The following is an 18,008-nucleotide window of genomic DNA, read 5'->3' on the forward strand; positions in this document are numbered from 1 at the left end:
TAGGGCATGACGGACCGCAAGGACGAACTCGCCGCGAATCTGGCGAAGGTGGAACGGCGTATCGCCGACGCGTGCGCCGCCGCGGGGCGATCACGCGACGAGGTGACCCTGATCGTGGTCACCAAGACCTACCCCGCGAGCGATGTGCGGATCCTCGCGGAACTCGGCGTGCGGCACGTCGCCGAGAACCGCGACCAGGACGCGGCCCCCAAGGCCGAGGCCTGCTCGGATCTGCCCCTCACCTGGCACTTCGTGGGTCAACTCCAGACCAACAAGGTGCGATCGGTGGTCGGTTACGCGGATTTCGTGCAGTCCGTCGATCGTTCCAAGCTCGTTGCCGCTCTGTCGAAGGAGGCCGTCCGGTCCGGGCGTGAACTGGGATGCCTGATCCAGGTCGCACTCGACGCCGGTGAGAGCGGCCGGGGGGAGCGGGGCGGTACCGGGCCCGGCGGAATCGGGGAGTTGGCCGGTCTCGTGGCCGGCGCGCCCGGGCTCCGGCTCGACGGACTGATGACCGTCGCGCCGCTCACCGGGGAGTACGCGGGACGCGAACAGGCCGCCTTCGAGCGGTTGATGGATTTGTCGACCGACCTGCGCCGGAGTCATCCGGCTGCCACCATGGTCTCGGCAGGGATGAGTACGGACCTCGAACAGGCCGTGTCGGCCGGAGCGACACATGTGCGCGTCGGCAGCGCGGTACTCGGAGTCCGCCCCCGGCTCGGGTAACGTCGCCAAGAAGTCGGACCACAGCAGAAAATATGGTCATTGCCGCCGATAGGCGGATTCAAGGACCACGTGGATCGCGGGCACTTGGCAGTCGTCAGCCGATCCACCACAGAGCGGAGGACTCAGAGCATGGCCGGCGCGATGCGCAAGATGGCGGTCTACCTCGGCCTCGTGGAGGACGATGGGTACGACGGCCGCGGATTCGACCCCGACGACGACTTCGAACCCGAGCTGGACCCGGAGCCCGAGCGGGACCACCGGCGGCACGAGCCGTCCCATCAGCCGCACGTCTCACATCAGTCCCAAAGGGACGAAGAGGTACGAGTCGTACAGCCGCCCGCGCCTCGCGAACCGGTCGCCCGTTCCGCTTCGCTCCCCGCGGAATCCAGCCGCCCGGCGCGCATCGCGCCCGTGGCATCCATCACACAAGAACGCGCAAATCTGGAGAAGAACGCACCGGTGATCATGCCCAAGGTCGTGTCGGAACGAGAGCCTTACCGGATCACCACACTTCACCCGCGGACCTACAACGAGGCCCGTACCATCGGGGAACACTTCCGTGAAGGCACCCCGGTGATCATGAATCTGACTGAGATGGATGACACAGATGCGAAGCGACTTGTCGACTTTGCGGCCGGTTTGGTGTTTGGTCTTCACGGCAGTATCGAGCGGGTGACGCAGAAGGTGTTCCTGTTGTCGCCTGCTAACGTCGATGTCACGGCGGAGGACAAGGCCCGCATCGCAGAGGGCGGGTTCTTCAACCAGAGCTGAGACGCACCACCGGAAACAGCAGTACCGAGCAGGGCACAGGGGAGAGGGAAGCAAGAGGTCATGAGCGTGGTTCTGGATGTCGTCTACATCGCGCTGATGTGCTTTCTCATCGTGCTCATCTTCCGGTTGGTCATGGACTATGTCTTCCAGTTCGCCCGCTCATGGCAACCCGGCAAGGCGATGGTGGTCGTTCTGGAGGCCACCTACACTGTCACTGATCCACCGCTCAAGCTTCTGCGGCGGTTCATTCCGCCGCTGCGTCTCGGGGGCGTGGCGCTCGACCTGTCCTTCTTCGTACTGATGATCATCGTCTACATCCTGATCTCGATCGTGAGCCGGCTGTGAGCGATGTGAACTACGGTCTTGCCGAATGCCGACGACTACGTTGAGGTGAAGAGATGCCGTTGACCCCCGAGGACGTGCGGAACAAGCAGTTCACGACCGTCCGCCTCCGAGAAGGCTATGACGAGGACGAGGTCGATGCCTTCCTCGATGAGGTCGAAGCCGAACTGACCCGCCTGCTCCGCGAGAACGAGGACCTGCGCGCCAAGCTGGCCGCGGCCACGCGCGCTGCCGCGCAGAACCAGCAGAACATGCGCAAACCCCCGGAGCAGCAGGATCAGCAACAGCCACCGCAGCACCAGCAGCAGGGCATGCGAGGTCCCGGTGGTCCCGTACCCGCCGGCATATCGGGCCCGCCGCAGCAGCAGATGGGTGGCCCCATGGGTGGTCCGCCCCAGCTGCCGAGCGGTGCCCCGCAGCTGCCCGCCGGTCCCGGCGGTCAGGGTGGACCCCAGGGTCCCGGTCCGATGGGCCAGGGTCCGGGTCCGATGGGCCAGCCCCCGATGCAGCAGCAGATGGGCGGCCCGATGGGCGGCCCCGGCCCCATGGGCGGTCCGATGGGCGGCCCCGGTCAGCAGGGTCCCGGTGGCGACAGCGCCGCTCGGGTCCTCTCGCTGGCCCAGCAGACCGCCGACCAGGCGATCGCGGAGGCCCGTTCCGAGGCCAACAAGATCGTCGGCGAGGCCCGTTCGCGCGCCGAGGGTCTGGAGCGTGACGCCCGTGCCAAGGCGGACGCCCTGGAGCGGGACGCGCAGGAGAAGCACCGCGTCGCGATGGGCTCCCTGGAGTCCGCCCGCGCGACGCTGGAGCGCAAGGTCGAGGACCTGCGCGGCTTCGAGCGCGAGTACCGCACGCGCCTGAAGTCGTACCTGGAGTCGCAGCTGCGTCAGCTGGAGACCCAGGCCGACGACTCGCTGGCCCCGCCGCGCACTCCGGCGACCGCGTCCCTCCCGCCGTCCCCGGCGCCTTCCATGGCTCCGGCCGGTGCGAGCGCCCCGTCCTACGGTGGCGGCAACCAGACGATGGGCGGCGGCCCCTCGCCGTCCGCTCCGTCCTACGGCGGTCAGCAGCAGATGTCGCCGGCGATGACCCAGCCGATGGCGCCGGTGCGCCCGCAGGGCCCGTCGCCGATGGGTCAGGCGCCTTCGCCGATGCGGGGCTTCCTGATCGACGAGGACGACAACTGACGGCCTGATGGCCGGTAGTACGGCATAGACGTCGGCAGCGTTCAGGGCGAGGCCCCGGGTTCCCACCCGGGGCCTCGCCCTTTGCCACGCGCGTTCGCCTCTGCGACATCGCGTTCGTGCGTACACATTCGCGTGCGTGCGCACGCAACGCCGAAGGCCCGGTCCCACCAAGATTTTTGGCGGGTCCGGGCCTTCGGCCTGAGCGTTACGCCTTGCGCAGCCGGAACGTCAGGGACAGACCTTCGTCGGTGAAGGGTTCGCCGTAGGTGCCGTCCGCCTCACCGCCGGCGAAGTCGGTGGCGAGGACCTCGTCGGCGATCAGACCGGCGTGGTCGGTGAGGGCCTCTGCCGTCGCCCGGTCCGTGGCCGTCCAGCGCAGCGCGATGCGGTCGGCCACGTCGAGGCCGCTGTTCTTGCGGGCCTCCTGGATCAGGCGGATCGCGTCCCGGGCCAGACCCGCACGGCGCAGCTCCTCCGTGATCTCCAGGTCCAGGGCGACCGTCGCCCCGGCGTCGGATGCCACCGACCAGCCCTCGCGCGGGGTCTCCGTGATGATGACCTCGTCGGGGGCCAGCGCGATGGTCTCGCCGTCGACCTCGACCGACGCCGTGCCCTCGCGCAGGGCCAGGGACAGGGCGGCGGCGTCCGCGTTCGCGACGGCCTTGGCCACGTCCTGGACGCGCTTGCCGAATCGCTTGCCCAGCGCGCGGAAGTTGGCCTTCGCCGTGGTGTCGACCAGGCTCCCGCCGACCTCGCTCAGCGTCGCGAGGGACTCGACGTTGAGCTCCTCCGTGATCTGGGTGCGCAGTTCGGGGTCCAGCGTGTCGAAGCCCGTCGCCGCGATCAGCGCGCGGGACAGCGGCTGACGCGTCTTGACGCCCGACTCCGCGCGCGTGGCCCGGCCGAGCTCCACCAGCCGGCGCACCAGCACCATCTGCTTCGACAGCTCCGGGTCGATGGCGCCGAGATCCGCCTCCGGCCAGGAGGACAGGTGGACCGACTCCGGGGCGCCCGGCGTGACCGGGACGATCAGGTCCTGCCACACCCGCTCGGTGATGAAGGGGGTCAGCGGCGACATCAGCTGCGTGACCGTCTCGACGACCTCGTGCAGCGTGCGCAGCGCCGCCTTGTCGCCCTGCCAGAAGCGGCGGCGGGAGCGGCGCACGTACCAGTTGGACAGGTCGTCGACGAACGCGGACAGCAGCTTGCCGGCGCGCTGGGTGTCGTAGGCGTCCAGGGCCTTGGTGACCTGGTCGGTGAGGGCGTGCAGTTCGGACAGCAGCCAGCGGTCCAGGACCGGGCGGTCGGCCGGGGCCGGGTCCGCCACGGACGGGGCCCAGCCCGTCGTACGGGCGTAGAGGGCCTGGAAGGCGACCGTGTTCCAGTACGTCAGGAGCGTCTTGCGGACGACCTCCTGGATCGTGCCGTGGCCCACGCGGCGGGCCGCCCACGGGGAGCCGCCGGCCGCCATGAACCAGCGGACCGCGTCGGCGCCGTGCCGGTCCATGAGCGGGATCGGCTCCAGGGTGTTGCCCAGGTGCTTGGACATCTTGCGGCCGTCCTCGGCCAGGATGTGACCGAGGCAGACGACGTTCTCGTACGACGACTTGTCGAATACGAGCGTGCCGACCGCCATCAGCGTGTAGAACCAGCCGCGGGTCTGGTCGATGGCCTCGCAGATGAACTGTGCCGGGTAGCGGGCCTCGAACAGTTCCTTGTTCTTGTACGGGTAGCCCCACTGCGCGAACGGCATCGAGCCCGAGTCGTACCAGGCGTCGATGACCTCGGGCACGCGCGTGGCCGTCTTTCCGCAGCCGTTCTGCGGGCAGGCGAAGGTGACGTCGTCGATGAACGGGCGGTGCGGGTCCAGGCCCGACTGGTCCGTGCCGGTCAGCTCGGTCAGCTCCGCGAGGGATCCGGCGCAGGTGAGGTGGTCGTCCTCGCAGCGCCAGATGGGCAGCGGGGTGCCCCAGTAGCGGTTGCGGGACAGCGCCCAGTCGATGTTGTTGTTCAGCCAGTCGCCGTACCGGCCGTGCTTGACGGTGTCCGGGAACCAGTGGGTGCCCTCGTTCTCCGCGAGGAGACGGTCCTTGAGCGCCGTGGTGCGGATGTACCAGGACGGCTGGGCGTAGTAGAGCAGCGCGGTGTGGCAGCGCCAGCAGTGCGGGTAGCTGTGCTCGTACGGGATGTGCTTGAAGAGCAGGCCGCGGCTGTCGAGGTCCTCGGTGAGCTTCTCGTCGGCCTTCTTGAAGAAGACCCCGCCGACGAGGGGGACGTCCTCCTCGAAGGTGCCGTCCGGACGGACCGGGTTCACGACCGGCAGACCGTAGGCGCGGCAGACCTTGAGGTCGTCCTCACCGAAGGCGGGGGACTGGTGGACCAGACCCGTGCCGTCCTCGGTGGTGACGTACTCGGCGTTGACCACGAAGTGGGCCTCGGCCGGGCTGTGCCCATTGGTTCCCTCGCTCGCGCTCGGGAACTCCACCAGCTCGAAGGGGCGCTGGTACGTCCAGCGCTCCATCTCGGCGCCGGTGAAGGTCTGACCGGTGGCTTGCCAGCCCTCGCCGAGGGCCTTGGCGAGGAGCGGCTCGGCGACGACGAGCTTCTCCTCGCCGTCGGTGGCGACGACGTAGGTGACCTCGGGGTGGGCGGCGACGGCGGTGTTGGACACCAGGGTCCACGGGGTCGTCGTCCACACCAGGAGCGCGGCCTCACCGGCGAGCGGGCCGGAGGTGAGGGGGAAGCGGACGAAGACCGACGGGTCGACGACCGTCTCGTAACCCTGCGCCAGCTCGTGGTCCGACAGGCCCGTGCCGCAGCGGGGGCACCAGGGGGCCACGCGGTGGTCCTGGACCAGCAGGCCCTTGTTGAAGATCTCCTTCAGCGACCACCAGACCGACTCGATGTACTCGGGGTCCATCGTGCGGTAGGGGTCCTGAAGGTCGGTCCAGTAGCCCATGCGGGTCGTGAGCTCTTCGAAGGCGTCCGTGTGCCGGGTCACCGACTCGCGGCACTTCTCGTTGAACTCCGCGATGCCGTACGCCTCGATGTCCTGCTTTCCGGAGAAGCCGAGCTCCTTCTCGACGGCGAGCTCAACGGGGAGGCCGTGGCAGTCCCAGCCGGCCTTGCGGGCCACGTGGTAGCCGCGCATGGTGCGGAAACGGGGGAAGACGTCCTTGAAGACGCGGGCCTCGATGTGGTGGGCACCGGGCATGCCGTTGGCGGTGGGCGGGCCCTCGTAGAACACCCACTCGGGGCGCCCCTCGGACTGCTCCAGGCTCTTGGCGAAGATCTTCTGCTCGCGCCAGAAGTCGAGCACGGCGTGCTCGAGGGCGGGCAGGTCGACCTGGGCGGGCACCTGGCGGTACGTCGGCGATGTCATCAGCGGGCTTCCTCCGGCGGACTTGCTGCCTTCCGTCCGGAGGGACGAGAGCTAGGCCTGCCTGCGCCGCCTTCGGCGCGCTCCCGCGGTACCACCCTCCTTGGCCCTCCGGCACGGGGTGTGCGCCGGTGAGCCCCCTCATTGGGGTCGCGATGCCGGGTCTACTGGCCTTGGAGGGCGTTCTTCCGGCGGCTCCGGGGTGATCTTCGCGTCGCGCTCGCCCCCGGGCTTCCACCGTCCCCGGGTCGCTCTGGGCTGCCTACGCCGCTACTCGTCCCCATCCACGCTTTTCGCTCCGCCCAGTGTACGGCGCCGCGCGGACAGCGGCCGACCCGTTTTCGGGGCTGCCGGGAGTGGAGGGCCGAGCAGAGGGCGAAATGGGTTTGATGACCCGAATGGCGCGGTATAGGTGTTCGGATCCTGGGACGTCCCGCTCGGCGGATTACCGGGCGGGGAGCTGGGCACAACGGATGCAGGTTCGCCGCGCGGCGTGCGCGAGGCGGGCGAATCGGGCGGTGTGCCCCGTTGCCGCGGGACTCGAGTCGATTTATCGTCCCAGCACGATGCGCGAGCAAGATCACAATATGTGAAGGGGCCGCGGCCATGGTGGCGAAGAAGACCGCCGTACAGCATCCGGCGTCCGGCAGGTCCACGGAGGCCTCCGGCGGTGCGGCCAAGGGCGTGGGCGGGAAGAAGCCCGGGCAGGGGCCCCCGGCGGGGCGCGGGGCGAAGGAGAGCGGGGGGAAAGCGACCGGGGGGACGCGGACGGCCGGGAAGAAGGTGACGGCCGGGAAGGCCGCGGCCGGGGAAGGGGCCGGCGAGGAAGCCGTGGCGAAGAAGACGGCCACCAGGACGACGACCAAGAAGACGATCAGGACGGCGGGGACCGGAACGGCGGCGGCCGAGAGGACCGCGGGCCGGGCCCCGGCACCCGAGGCCCCGGCCGGGAAGGCGGCTGGGAAGAGGGCGACGGCCAAGACGACCGTCCCGGCCGAGAAGAGCGCGGCCAGGAAGAAACCGGCGGGCGCGAAGGCGGCCGCGAGGAAGACGGCGGCCAGGAAGGCCCCGGCCGAGAAGGCCACCGGCGGAAAGAGCACCACCAAGAGCGCGGCCGGGAAGGGCGCTGCCCCGACCGGCGCGGTCACACAGGACACGGCCGCGCGCAGCGCGGCCACGAAGGCGGGTGCGGCCGAGGCCGCGCAGCAGACGGGAGCGACGACGGTGGTTGCGAAGAAGACTCCTGGCACGGCCACGGCGGCGAAGACCGCCCTTCCGAAGGCACGGGTCGCCGCGGCGGAGCCCGGTGAGCTCGCGGTACGCCCGGGCGAGGACCCCTGGACGGAGGAGGAGGTCGAGGAGGCGCGCTCCGAGCTGACGTCCGAGGAGATCCGGCTGCGTGAGGAGATCACGTCGTCGGAGCGGTCGCTCGCCGGACTGATGCGGGACTCCGGGGACGGCGCGGGCGACGACCAGGCGGACACCGGCACCAAGAACATCACCCGCGAGCACGAGCTGGCCCTGGCCGCCAACGCGCGCGAGATGCTCCTGCAGACCGAGCGCGCCCTGGAACGCCTGCACGCGGGCACCTACGGCCTGTGCGAGAACTGCGGCAATGCCATCGGCAAGGCCCGCATGCAGGCCTTCCCCCGGGCCACGCTGTGCGTGGAGTGCAAGCAGAAGCAGGAGCGCCGTTACTGACCGGCCACCGAATGCCTCCTGAGCACGTGCGACGTACGGGGTGTGTCGTACCCTCGTCCTCAGTCAGGCACCTAGGTTGAGGGACTCACGTGGCAGAGGCGGAGCGCATCATCGGTACGCCGGACACACCGGACGCGGCCGGCGGCGGCAAGGAGCGGCCCGGCTCCGAGGGCACTCCGGCCGGCGAGCCCGGCACCGGCCCGGCGGCCGGTGCCGACCAGCCGGAGACCGGCCCCGGGCGGCCCCGGGGCAAGCGCCGGATGGCGGTGCTGTTCGCCGTCGCCACGTTCGCGTACGCCCTCGACCTGATCAGCAAGCTGATCGTGGTGGCCAAGCTGGAGCACCACCCGCCCGTCGAGATCATCGGGGACTGGCTGAAGTTCGAGGCGATCCGCAACGCGGGCGCGGCCTTCGGCTTCGGCGAGGCCTTCACCGTGATCTTCACGATGATCGCGGCGGCGGTGATCGTGGTGATCGCCCGCCTGGCCCGCAAGCTCTACAGCCTGCCCTGGGCGATCGCGCTGGGCCTGCTGCTCGGCGGGGCGCTGGGCAATCTCACCGACCGGATCTTCCGGGCGCCGGGCGTCTTCGAGGGCGCGGTCGTGGACTTCATCGCGCCCAAGCACTTCGCCGTCTTCAATCTGGCCGACTCGGCGATCGTGTGCGGCGGCATCCTGATCGTCGTGCTGTCGTTCAAGGGCCTCGACCCGGACGGCACCGTCCACAAGGACTGAGCGCGCGTGCGGCCCTGTCGGAGCCGTCCGGCATACTCGACGGGTGAGCACGATTCCCGAGATCCGAACCCTGCCCGTGCCCGACGGCCTGGAGGGCGAGCGTGTCGACGCCGCCATCTCCCGCATGTTCGGCTTCTCCCGTACCAAGGCGGCCGAGCTCGCCGCCGCGGGAAAGGTCACGGTCGACGGGTCGGTGGTCGGCAAGTCGGAGCGCGTGCACGGCGGCGCCTGGCTGGAGGTCGAAATGCCGCAGGCGCCCGCGCCGGTGCAGGTCGTGGCCGAGCCGGTCGAGGGCATGGAGATCGTGCACGACGACGATGACGTGGTCGTGATCGTCAAGCCGGTCGGCGTGGCCGCGCACCCGTCGCCGGGCTGGACCGGGCCGACCGTCATCGGAGGCCTCGCCGCCGCCGGGTACCGGATCTCCACCTCCGGCGCCGCCGAGCGCCAGGGCATCGTGCACCGGCTCGACGTGGGCACGTCGGGGCTGATGGTGGTCGCCAAGTCGGAGTACGCGTACACGTCGCTGAAGCGCCAGTTCAAGGAGCGCACGGTCGACAAGCGCTACCACACGCTCGTCCAGGGCCACCCCGACCCGACCAGCGGCACCATCGACGCGCCCATCGGCCGGCACCCGCAGCACGACTACAAGTGGGCCGTCACCGCCGAGGGCAAGCCGTCCGTCACGCACTACGACCTCATCGAGGCGTTCCGCGCCGCCTCCCTGCTCGACGTGAAGCTGGAGACCGGCCGCACGCATCAGATCCGTGTCCACATGGCCGCTCACCGGCACCCCTGCGTGGGCGACCTCACCTATGGCGCCGACCCGACGCTCGCCAAGCGCCTCGGGCTGACCCGTCAGTGGTTGCACGCGGTGCGGCTCGGCTTCGAGCACCCCGGGGACGGGCAGTGGGCGGAGTTCTCCTGCGACTACCCGGAGGACCTGCACGCGGCCCTGGAGCAGGTCCGCGAGGAGACGTACGCGTGAGCACCGCCCCGTACCTGGTGCGGGTCGCCGAGGGCCCGGCCGACCGGGAGGCGTGCTTCGCGGTGCGCAAGGAGGTCTTCGTCGGCGAGCAGGGCGTGCCGGAGGACATCGAGTACGACGCGTACGACGCCGGCGCGGTCCATGTGCTGGCGGTCCGCGAGGACGGTGTGCCGCTCGGGACGGGGCGGCTGCTGCACGGGGCGGCGGCCGTGGCGCAGACCGGCGCCGGACCGACGGTGGGCTCCCTCGGCCGGCTCGCGGTCACGGGCGCCGCGCGCGGGCTCGGCGTCGGGGCCGCCCTGGTGCGGGCCATCGAGGACGCGGCACGCGCGCGGGGTCTCACGGCCGTGGATCTGCACGCGCAGACGCACGCGCTGGGCTTCTACGAGCGGCTCGGCTATGAGCCGTACGGGCCGGAGTACCTGGAGGCGGGCATTCCGCATCAGGGGATGCGGCGTTCGCTCTAGCCCCGCGTGGCAGGTGCAGAGACGGTTTGTCCCTGGAGTCGCGTGGCAGGCTTGAGGGCAGTCGTGTGCACATGTGACCTCTCGGAGAGCTGACCGTGGATCAGTTGGCCCTGCTGTTCCTGCTGTTGCTCGGGGCCGTGATCAGTGTCCCCGTGGGCGACCGGTTCGCGGTACCGGCGCCGGTGCTGATGACGCTGCTGGGCATGGTCCTCGCACTGCTCCCGTTCGTGCCGAACGTCGAGATCCCGCCGGACCTGATCCTGCCGCTGCTGTTGCCGCCCCTGCTGTACGCCGCCGTGCGGCGCACGTCCTGGCGGCAGTTCGCGGCGAACAAGAGGCCGATCTTCCTGCTGGCCGTGGCGCTGGTGTTCGTCACCATGGCCTCTGTCGCCGCCGTCGCCGACGCGATCGTGCCGGGGCTGCCGCTCGCGGCGGCGTTCGCGCTGGGCGCGCTGGTGGCGCCGCCCGACCCGATCGCGGCGACCGCCGTGGCCGGACAGCTGGGACTGCCGCGCCGGCTGGTGTCGATCCTGGAGGGCGAGGGGCTGTTCAACGACGTGACGGCCATCGTCCTCTACCACGTGGCGATCGCCGCCGCCGTCAGCGGGACGTTCTCACCCTGGAAGGCCGGGCTCGACCTGGTGCTGTCGGCCGTGGTGGCGGTGGCCGTGGGCCTCGCCCTGGGCTGGGGTGCGAACAAGCTGATGGACGTGCTCGGCGACGCGACCCTGCAGATCGGGCTGAGCCTGCTCGTGCCCTACGCCGCGTACGTCCTGGCCGAGGAACTGCACGGCTCGGGCGTGCTCGCCGTGCTCACCACCGCGCTGTTCCTCGCGGAGTACGGCTCGGACGCCGACAACGTCATGACGCGGCTGGCCGGGCACACCTTCTGGAACATCGTCGACACGCTCGTCACCGGCGTCGCGTTCGGGCTGGTCGGGCTGGAGCTGCACAACGCCATCCGCACGGCCTCCGGGCGGTGGGGCGAGCTGCTCTGGTGGGCGGCGGTGGTGGTGGTCGTCGTGGTGTTGGCACGGCTGCTGTGGCTGCTGCCGGCGACCTGGCTGACCAAGCGGCTGCACGCGCGGCGGGACTACGACGAGGACATCCCGGTGAGCTGGCGCGAGACCGTGGTGATGTGGTGGTCGGGGATGCGCGGGGTGGCCTCGGTCGCGCTGGTGCTGGCGATCCCGCTGGAGACCGACGCGGGCGCGCCGTTCCCCAGCCGGGACGAGATCATCTTCATCGCGTTCGGAGTGATCATGGCGACGCTGGTGCTCCAGGGACTCACCTTGCCGTGGCTGGTGCGGCGGCTCGGCGTGAAGGCCGACACGGACCAGGACAAGGAGCTCGCGAAGGCGCTGGCGATCCGGGCGGCCGAGGCGGCGAAGCACAGACTGCGGGAGATCGAGGAGAACGAGGAGCTGCCGGAGGAACTGTCCGAGCAGATGCTGCGGCGCGCCTACGACATCGGGGTGCGGATCAGTCCCGAACTGGCGGAGGACGAACGGCGCGAGGCGTACCGGGAGAGGGCCCCGCGGGTGAAGCGGGTCCGGCGCATCCAGCAGGAGATGCTGAGTGCGGCGCGGCACGAGGTGCTCGCGGCGCGCAGTGAGCCGGGGGCCGACCCCGAGGTGGTGGACCGGGTGCTGCGGCACCTCGACGTCCGCAGCCTGCGCTGAGTCACGTCGCGGCGGGCGGCCGAGGCGGCATAGGGTCGTTCACATGGCGCGGAATGTGGTCATCAGTGGTGGAGGTACGGGAATCGGGCTCGCGGCGGCCCGGGTGTTCGCCGCCGACGGGGATCGGGTGCTGCTGCTCGGGCGGCGGACCGAGGTGCTCCAGCAGGCCGGGGTGCCCGGCGCGCTGACGTACGCGGCCGATCTCGCCGAGCCGGCCGACGTGCGCGGTGTCGCCGCCTTCGTGCAGCGGGAGTTGGGAGCTGTGGACGTGCTCGTGCATGGCGCCGGGGGCAGCGGGCTGCTCGAACCGGACGCCCCGGGTGATGATCCGCTCGCGGCCGTCGCGCACACCTGGAGCGTGAACTTCCGGCTCAACATCCTCACCGCCGTCCTGCTCACCGAGGCGCTGAAGCCGCGGCTCGCCGAGCCCGGCGGCCGGGTGCTGTTCCTCGGCTCCATCGCCGCCTACCGGGGATCGGGGATCGGGGCGTACGCGGCGGCCAAGGCGGGGCTGCACCCCTACGCCCACGCTCTGGCGCGGGAACTGGGGCCGCGCGGCATCACCGTCAACGTGGTCGCGCCCGGGTACATCGAGGACACCGGGTTCTTCGGGGACACGATGGCCGAGGAGCGACGGGCGCGCCTCATCGCCGAGACCTCGAACGGGCGGGCCGGAACCCCGGGGGACGTCGCCGAGACCCTGCACTGGCTGGCCTCCCCGGGCGCCGGGCACATCACCTCGCAGATCATCCAGGTCAACGGCGGCGCCGAGCGCGGCCACTGATCCGGCGGACAGGGGGAGGGCCGGCCCTTCCCCCGTCGTACCGGCGCGGGCCCGTCCCGATCGTCAGCGGTCCGGCCGTCCCGGGCCGTTCCCGTGGTAGCGGCGCTGCTGGGCCGGTACGGTCTGCGGGGCCGGGCGGTGGCCGTTGCCGCCGGACGACGGCGGCGGGACCGCGTCCGCCGTGTTGACGCGGGGCAGGGCGTACGGGTGCTCGCGGGTCAGCCAGCGGATCATCTCCTCGCGGACCCTGACCCGCACCGTCCAGATGTCGTCCGCGTCCTTGGCCGTCACCAGGGCCCGCACCTGCATGGTGGTCGGGGTGGTGTCCGTGACCGACAGGTTGTAGGCGCGGCCGTCCCAGGCCGGGCACTCGCGCAGGATGTCGCGGAGCCTGTCGCGCATCGCCTCCAGGGGCGCCGAGTGGTCGAGGTGCCAGAAGACGATGCCGGTCATCTGCGGGGTACCGCGCGACCAGTTCTCGAACGGCTTGGACGTGAAGTACGACACCGGCATGGTGATCCGGCGCTCGTCCCACGTGCGGACGGTCAGGAACGTCAGCGTGATCTCCTCGACCGTGCCCCACTCGCCGTCCACGACCACGGTGTCGCCGATACGCACCATGTCACCGAAGGCGATCTGGAAGCCCGCGAACATGTTGCTCAGCGTGGACTGCGCGGCGACACCGGCGACGATGCCGAGGATGCCGGCCGAGGCCAGCAGCGAGGCACCGGCCGCCTTGAACGCCGGGAAGGTCAGCAGCATGCTCGCCGCGGCCACCACGCCGACGATCGCGGACAGGACCCGCATGATCAGCGTCACCTGGGTGCGCACCCGGCGGACCCGGGCCGGATCCCGGTGGACCCGGGCGTGGGCGTACCGGCTGTAGGACGTCTCGACGATCGCCGCCGCGATCCGGATGATCAGCCAGGCGGCCGACCCGATCAGCACCAGGGCCAGTACCCGGCCGACGGCCTCCTCGCGGCTCTGCAGCAGTTGCGCCTCGTCGTACGAGCCTCTCAGCAGGGCGGCGCCCAGCACGAGCTGGTAGGGGATGCGGGCACGGCGGAGCAGCCCCCACAGCGGGGTGTCGTGATGCCGTGCGTCGGCTTTGCGCAGAAGGAAGTCGGTGGCCCAGCCGATCACCAGCGTGAGCACGACCGAGCCACCGACCACGATCAGCGGTCGTAGCAGGTTCTCCATGCCCCCGAACCTAACCGGCTCCCGCGGGCATGAACCTGTGACTTCCGTTGCGTCCTGGGTAGTGCCGGGAACCCGGGCGGTCACACCCGGCTGGCACCATGGCCTCATGAACATCATGCTCTTTCACTCGACCCTCGGACTGCGGCCGGCGGTGCTCCAGGCCGCTGACCGGCTGCGATCGGCCGGACACGAGGTGTGGACGCCCGACCTCTTCGAGGGGCGCACCTTCGATGAGGTCGAGGAGAGCATGGAGCACAAGGAGAAGATCGGCAAGGACGAGCTGCTGAAGCGGGCCGTGCTGGCCTCCGCGCCCTACTCCGAGCGCGGGCTGGTGTACGCCGGGTTCTCGCTCGGCGCCTCCATCGCGCAGACGCTCGCCCTCGGCGACGACCGGGCGCGTGGACTGCTCCTGCTGCACGGCACGTCGGACATCGCGCCCGACGTCACGGCGGAGGACCTGCCCGTCCAGCTGCACGTGGCGGAGCCGGACCCCTTCGAGACGGACGACTGGCTCAGCGCCTGGTACCTCCAGATGGGCCGCACCGGCGCCGACGTCGAGGTGTACCGGTACGCCGGGGCCGGCCACCTCTACACCGACCCCGGCCTGCCGGACTACGACGAGGAGGCCGCCGAGGCCACCTGGCGGGTGGCGCTCGGCTTCCTCGACACCCTGTAGGGGCCGCTACACCGGGTCGTAGGAGCGCTCGACCTTCTGCGTTCCGCTGCGGGTGCGGTACGAGCGGGACCACGTGGCGGTCGCGTCGCGCTTCGTGCGGTCGGAGACGACGTAGAAGTCCATCTGCGCGCGCTCGGCCGTGATGTCCAGGACGCCGAAGCCGTGCCGGTCGGTGTCCACCCAGTGGACGTGCCGGTTGGCGGCGCGGATGACCGGGGAGGCGACCGCCGACACTGTGCCCTCCGGGACCTTCACCATGTCGTCGAGGTTGTCCGAGGTGACCGAGGTGACGACGAACTCCGTGGCGGCCGACGGGGACAGCGGATACGTGCCGGCGTTCACCGGCACGTCGTTGGCCCAGGCCATGTGGATGTCGCCGGTGAGGAAGACCGTGTTGCGGATCGCGTTCGTCCGCAGGTGCGCCAGGATCTCGCGGCGGTCGTCGGTGTAGCCGTCCCACTGGTCGGTGTTGAGGGCGAGGCCCTCCTGCGGCAGGCCCAGCAGCTTGGCGAGGGGCTTCAGCAGGTCGGCGGAGAGCGAGCCGATGGCGAACGGCGAGATCATCACCGAGTTGCCGACCAGCCGCCAGGTCGTGTCGGACGACTTCAGCCCCGCCTTGAGCCAGTCGAGCTGGGCGCGGCCGGTGAGCGTGCGGTCCGGGTCGTCGACGTCGCCGTCGCCGACCTTGACCTGCTGCGAGCGGAAGGAGCGCAGGTCCAGCAGGGAGAGGTCGGCCAGCTTGCCGAAGCGCAGCCGGCGGTAGGTGGTGCCCTCGATCGCCGGGCGCACCGGCATCCACTCGAAGTAGGCCTGCTTCGCGGCGGCCTGACGGGCGGACCAGGCGCCCTCGGCGCCCTCCGTGTGGTTCTCCGCGCCACCCGACCAGGCGTCGTTGGCGAACTCGTGGTCGTCCCAGATCGCCACGACCGGGGCCGCGGCGTGCAGCGCCTGGAGGTCGGGGTCGGTCTTGTAGCGGGCGTGCCGGGTGCGGTAGTCGGCCAGCGTGAGGATCTCGTGAGCCGGGGCGTGCGGGCGGACGACCTTGCCGCGGGTGCCGTACGCGCCGGTGCCGTACTCGTAGATGTAGTCGCCCAGGTGCAGCCAGGCGTCCAGGTCGCCGCGGGCCGCGAGATGACGGTACGAGGAGAAGTAACCGGCTTCCCAGTTGGCGCAGGAGGCCACGCCGAAGCGCAGGCCCGGGACGGCCGTGTCGTGCGCCGGGGCGGTGCGGGTGCGCGCGGCGGGGGAGTCGGTGCCGCCGGCGGAGAAGCGGAACCAGTAGTCGGTGCCGGGCCGCAGGCCGCGGATGTCGGCCTTCACGGTGTGGTCCGAGGCGGCCGTGGCGGTGGTGGAGCCCTTGGCGACGACGATGGTGAACGCCTTGTCCTCGGCGACGACCCAGCTCACTTCGGTGTCCGGGCCGACTCCGGAGCCGGGTATCGCCTCCGGCACCGGGGTGACGCGGGTCCACAGCAGGATGCCGTCCGGCAGCGGGTCACCGGAGGCCACGCCGTGCAGGAAGGCGGGTGCCTGCTCCACGGCGCGCGCCGGCGGGGTCGCCGCCAGCGGCCCGGCCAGGACAGCGGACGCCGCCGCGGCCTTGACGACCGTACGGCGGCGGGGAGTGAGGGAGTTGACGCCCTCTGACGTTTTCGATGATCTGTATCGACTGGTCACGACCGATCAGGTTACTGATCGGTACGCGCCGGAGCGGGCGAACTCGTGAAGTTCGCCCGCTCTTCACAGGGAAGCCGGTTCCCGACGGGCCGTCACTGCTTGAGCGCCTCGCCCACGACCCTGTTGAAGTCGGCCACCGTCATCAGCGGGGTGCCGTCGTTCAGCTGCTTGCCGTCCATGACGAAGGCCGGGGTGCCCTTCACGCCTTCCTTGTTGTCGTCGAAGGTCTTCGACATGGCCATCGCCCAGGCGTCGTAGGTGCCCTTCTCGACCGCGTCCTGGAACTTCTTGTTGTCCTTCAGCTCGGGGACGGTGTTCGCGACCTTGATGAGGTAGCTGTCGTCCTTGAACTTGTCGGTCGTCTCCTCGGGGTGGTACTTCGCCGAGTACAGGGCGGCCTTGTAGTCGAGGAACGCCTCGTCGCTCACGTTCAGCGCGGCGCCCAGGGCGCTCAGGGCGTTCTTGGAACCCTCGCCGTTGTCCTTCTCGTCGATGAAGGTGGCGCCGACGAACTGCATCTTGTACTTGCCGTCGTCGATGTCCTTCTTCACGGTCGGGCCGACGGTCTGCTCGAACTGGGCGCAGATGGGGCAGCGCGGGTCCTCGTAGATCTTCAGCGTCTTCTTGGCCGAGTCCTTGCCGATGACGACCGTGGTGCCGTCGGTGCCCGTGGTGTTGGCCGGGGCGGTGACCTCGGCGTCCTTCTGGCCCTCCCAGTAGCTGGGCTTGTTGGCCTGAACGACGGCGTAGCCGATGCCGCCGGCTATCGCGAGGACGCCGACGACGGAACAGGCGACGATGACCTGCCGCTTGACCTTCGCGCGCTTGGCCTCGCGCTCACGCTCGACGCGCAGCCGCTCGCGGGCCGCCGACTTCGCCGCCTGGCTGTTCCGCTTGCTCATGATGATGTTCTCCGTGGGGGACGCGCACACCCGCGTGTGCGGAATGGGTGAGGGGGACTGCCCGTGCTCGAACGTGCCTCATGCCGAGGCGGGTGAGCACGGTGGTCCACGTCGTCCCAGGGAGTGGGCGAGGATTCGGTCGCGGGCGGTGGGGGTGCGGTCCGCGGCACGCGCCGGCAGGCGCCGCCCGGCCGGGGCCCGCTCCACCGCGACCGCGGCGACCGCCAGCAGCAGCGGCCGGAACGTGGTCGCCGTCACCGCCCGCAGCAGCTGGGCGAGGGCCCGCTCGCCACGGCGCAGCCAGACGGCGGCGAGGAGCCCGACGCCGACGTGCGCGCCGAGCAGCAGCCAGGCGGTGGCCGGGTCGGCATGGACCACCGCGGCCGCCAGCCGCTCGGTGCCGGTGGCCCCTGCCATCCGGGCCAGGGGCGTGCCGACCTCACCGCCGCCGCAGAGCACGTCCAGGCCGACCGAGCGCAGGGGCCCGGCGACCGGGCCGCCCGCCCGGCCGTAACAGGCGTGCTGACCGGTGGTGAAGACCGTGTCGGCGGCCAGTTCCAGCGGGATCAGCAGGGCCGCGATCCTTCCGAAGGAGCGCTCGGCGCCCGCCAGGGCGAACGCGATCACGAACACGGCGGCGGCGACCGCGGCCACCGTGCCCACCGGCAGCGGGGCCCGGGACAGCAGCACGTGCGACGCGGTGCTGAGTGTCACGACCACGGTCGTGAACAGCGCCGCGCGTACGGCTCTGAGCTGGATCCCGGATATGTCCATAGCGAAACGAGTCTGTCA

Annotated in this window: 16 protein-coding genes; 11 read left to right on the forward strand and 5 right to left on the reverse strand. The window is 70.8% G+C overall.

Annotated elements, in window-relative coordinates:
* Positions 1-6: 6 nt before the first annotated feature.
* The 4 genes from ABTX62_RS25960 to ABTX62_RS25975 all read left to right on the forward strand — a co-directional run bounded on the left by ABTX62_RS25960 (position 7) and on the right by ABTX62_RS25975 (position 3,026).
* On the forward strand, positions 7-726 hold the full coding sequence (locus tag ABTX62_RS25960) for a YggS family pyridoxal phosphate-dependent enzyme (protein ID WP_352118463.1): 720 nt from the start codon (positions 7-9) through the stop codon (positions 724-726).
* 129 nt (positions 727-855) lie between these two features.
* A complete protein-coding gene (locus tag ABTX62_RS25965; protein WP_283969674.1) occupies positions 856-1,497 on the forward strand; it encodes a cell division protein SepF in 642 nt (213 codons plus the stop codon).
* A 60-nt stretch (positions 1,498-1,557) separates the two neighbouring features.
* On the forward strand, positions 1,558-1,842 hold the full coding sequence (locus ABTX62_RS25970; protein ID WP_007448661.1) for a YggT family protein: 285 nt from the start codon (positions 1,558-1,560) through the stop codon (positions 1,840-1,842).
* Positions 1,843-1,895: 53 nt separating this feature from the next.
* Positions 1,896-3,026 carry a DivIVA domain-containing protein gene (locus ABTX62_RS25975; RefSeq protein WP_352118464.1) on the forward strand — a complete coding sequence of 377 codons (1,131 nt, stop codon included), beginning with the start codon at positions 1,896-1,898 and terminating at the stop codon, positions 3,024-3,026.
* Positions 3,027-3,231: 205 nt separating this feature from the next.
* Here ABTX62_RS25975 and ileS read toward each other — a convergent pair whose 3' ends face one another.
* Positions 3,232-6,408 carry an isoleucine--tRNA ligase gene (gene ileS, locus ABTX62_RS25980; RefSeq protein ID WP_352118465.1) on the reverse strand — a complete coding sequence of 1,059 codons (3,177 nt, stop codon included), beginning with the start codon at positions 6,406-6,408 and terminating at the stop codon, positions 3,232-3,234.
* Positions 6,409-7,011: 603 nt separating this feature from the next.
* Here ileS and ABTX62_RS25985 point away from each other — a divergent pair.
* From ABTX62_RS25985 to ABTX62_RS26010, 6 genes are all read left to right on the forward strand, one after another.
* A complete protein-coding gene (locus tag ABTX62_RS25985) occupies positions 7,012-8,106 on the forward strand; it encodes a TraR/DksA family transcriptional regulator (protein ID WP_352118466.1) in 1,095 nt (364 codons plus the stop codon).
* An 89-nt stretch (positions 8,107-8,195) separates the two neighbouring features.
* Positions 8,196-8,840 (forward strand): signal peptidase II, encoded by a 645-nt coding sequence (gene lspA / locus ABTX62_RS25990; RefSeq protein ID WP_352118467.1) that lies wholly within the window; start codon positions 8,196-8,198, stop codon positions 8,838-8,840.
* 43 nt (positions 8,841-8,883) lie between these two features.
* Entirely contained in the window at positions 8,884-9,828 is a 945-nt protein-coding gene (locus tag ABTX62_RS25995) for an RluA family pseudouridine synthase (protein WP_283969679.1), read from the forward strand.
* On the forward strand, positions 9,825-10,295 hold the full coding sequence (locus ABTX62_RS26000; protein ID WP_352118468.1) for a GNAT family N-acetyltransferase: 471 nt from the start codon (positions 9,825-9,827) through the stop codon (positions 10,293-10,295). The genes ABTX62_RS25995 and ABTX62_RS26000 overlap by 4 nt, the downstream gene beginning before the upstream one ends.
* 95 nt (positions 10,296-10,390) lie before the next feature.
* The gene (locus tag ABTX62_RS26005; protein WP_352118469.1) at positions 10,391-11,977 is read left to right on the forward strand and encodes a Na+/H+ antiporter; all 1,587 of its coding nucleotides are present in this window, start codon (positions 10,391-10,393) and stop codon (positions 11,975-11,977) included.
* Positions 11,978-12,020: 43 nt separating this feature from the next.
* Positions 12,021-12,761: an SDR family NAD(P)-dependent oxidoreductase gene (locus tag ABTX62_RS26010; protein ID WP_352118470.1), complete on the forward strand. Its 741-nt coding sequence runs from the start codon at positions 12,021-12,023 to the stop codon at positions 12,759-12,761.
* A gap of 63 nt (positions 12,762-12,824) precedes the next feature.
* Here the strand turns inward: ABTX62_RS26010 and ABTX62_RS26015 are convergent, their stop codons facing one another.
* Positions 12,825-13,961: a mechanosensitive ion channel family protein gene (locus ABTX62_RS26015; protein WP_352118471.1), complete on the reverse strand. Its 1,137-nt coding sequence runs from the start codon at positions 13,959-13,961 to the stop codon at positions 12,825-12,827.
* On the opposite strand from ABTX62_RS26015, the gene ABTX62_RS26020 reads away from it, so the two are divergent.
* A complete protein-coding gene (locus ABTX62_RS26020) occupies positions 13,960-14,637 on the forward strand; it encodes a dienelactone hydrolase family protein (RefSeq protein ID WP_352118472.1) in 678 nt (225 codons plus the stop codon). The genes ABTX62_RS26015 and ABTX62_RS26020 overlap by 2 nt on opposite strands.
* A gap of 6 nt (positions 14,638-14,643) precedes the next feature.
* Here ABTX62_RS26020 and ABTX62_RS26025 read toward each other — a convergent pair whose 3' ends face one another.
* The 3 genes from ABTX62_RS26025 to ABTX62_RS26035 form a co-directional block, all read right to left on the reverse strand.
* A complete protein-coding gene (locus tag ABTX62_RS26025; RefSeq protein ID WP_352118473.1) occupies positions 14,644-16,314 on the reverse strand; it encodes an alkaline phosphatase D family protein in 1,671 nt (556 codons plus the stop codon).
* Positions 16,315-16,406: 92 nt separating this feature from the next.
* Positions 16,407-17,216 (reverse strand): thioredoxin domain-containing protein, encoded by an 810-nt coding sequence (locus ABTX62_RS26030; protein WP_352118474.1) that lies wholly within the window; start codon positions 17,214-17,216, stop codon positions 16,407-16,409.
* 78 nt (positions 17,217-17,294) lie between these two features.
* Entirely contained in the window at positions 17,295-17,990 is a 696-nt protein-coding gene (locus ABTX62_RS26035) for a hypothetical protein (protein ID WP_352118475.1), read from the reverse strand.
* Positions 17,991-18,008 lie beyond the last annotated feature (18 nt).

The organism is Streptomyces sp. NPDC096046 (genome assembly GCF_040303285.1).
In the GTDB taxonomy this organism is placed as follows: domain Bacteria; phylum Actinomycetota; class Actinomycetes; order Streptomycetales; family Streptomycetaceae; genus Streptomyces.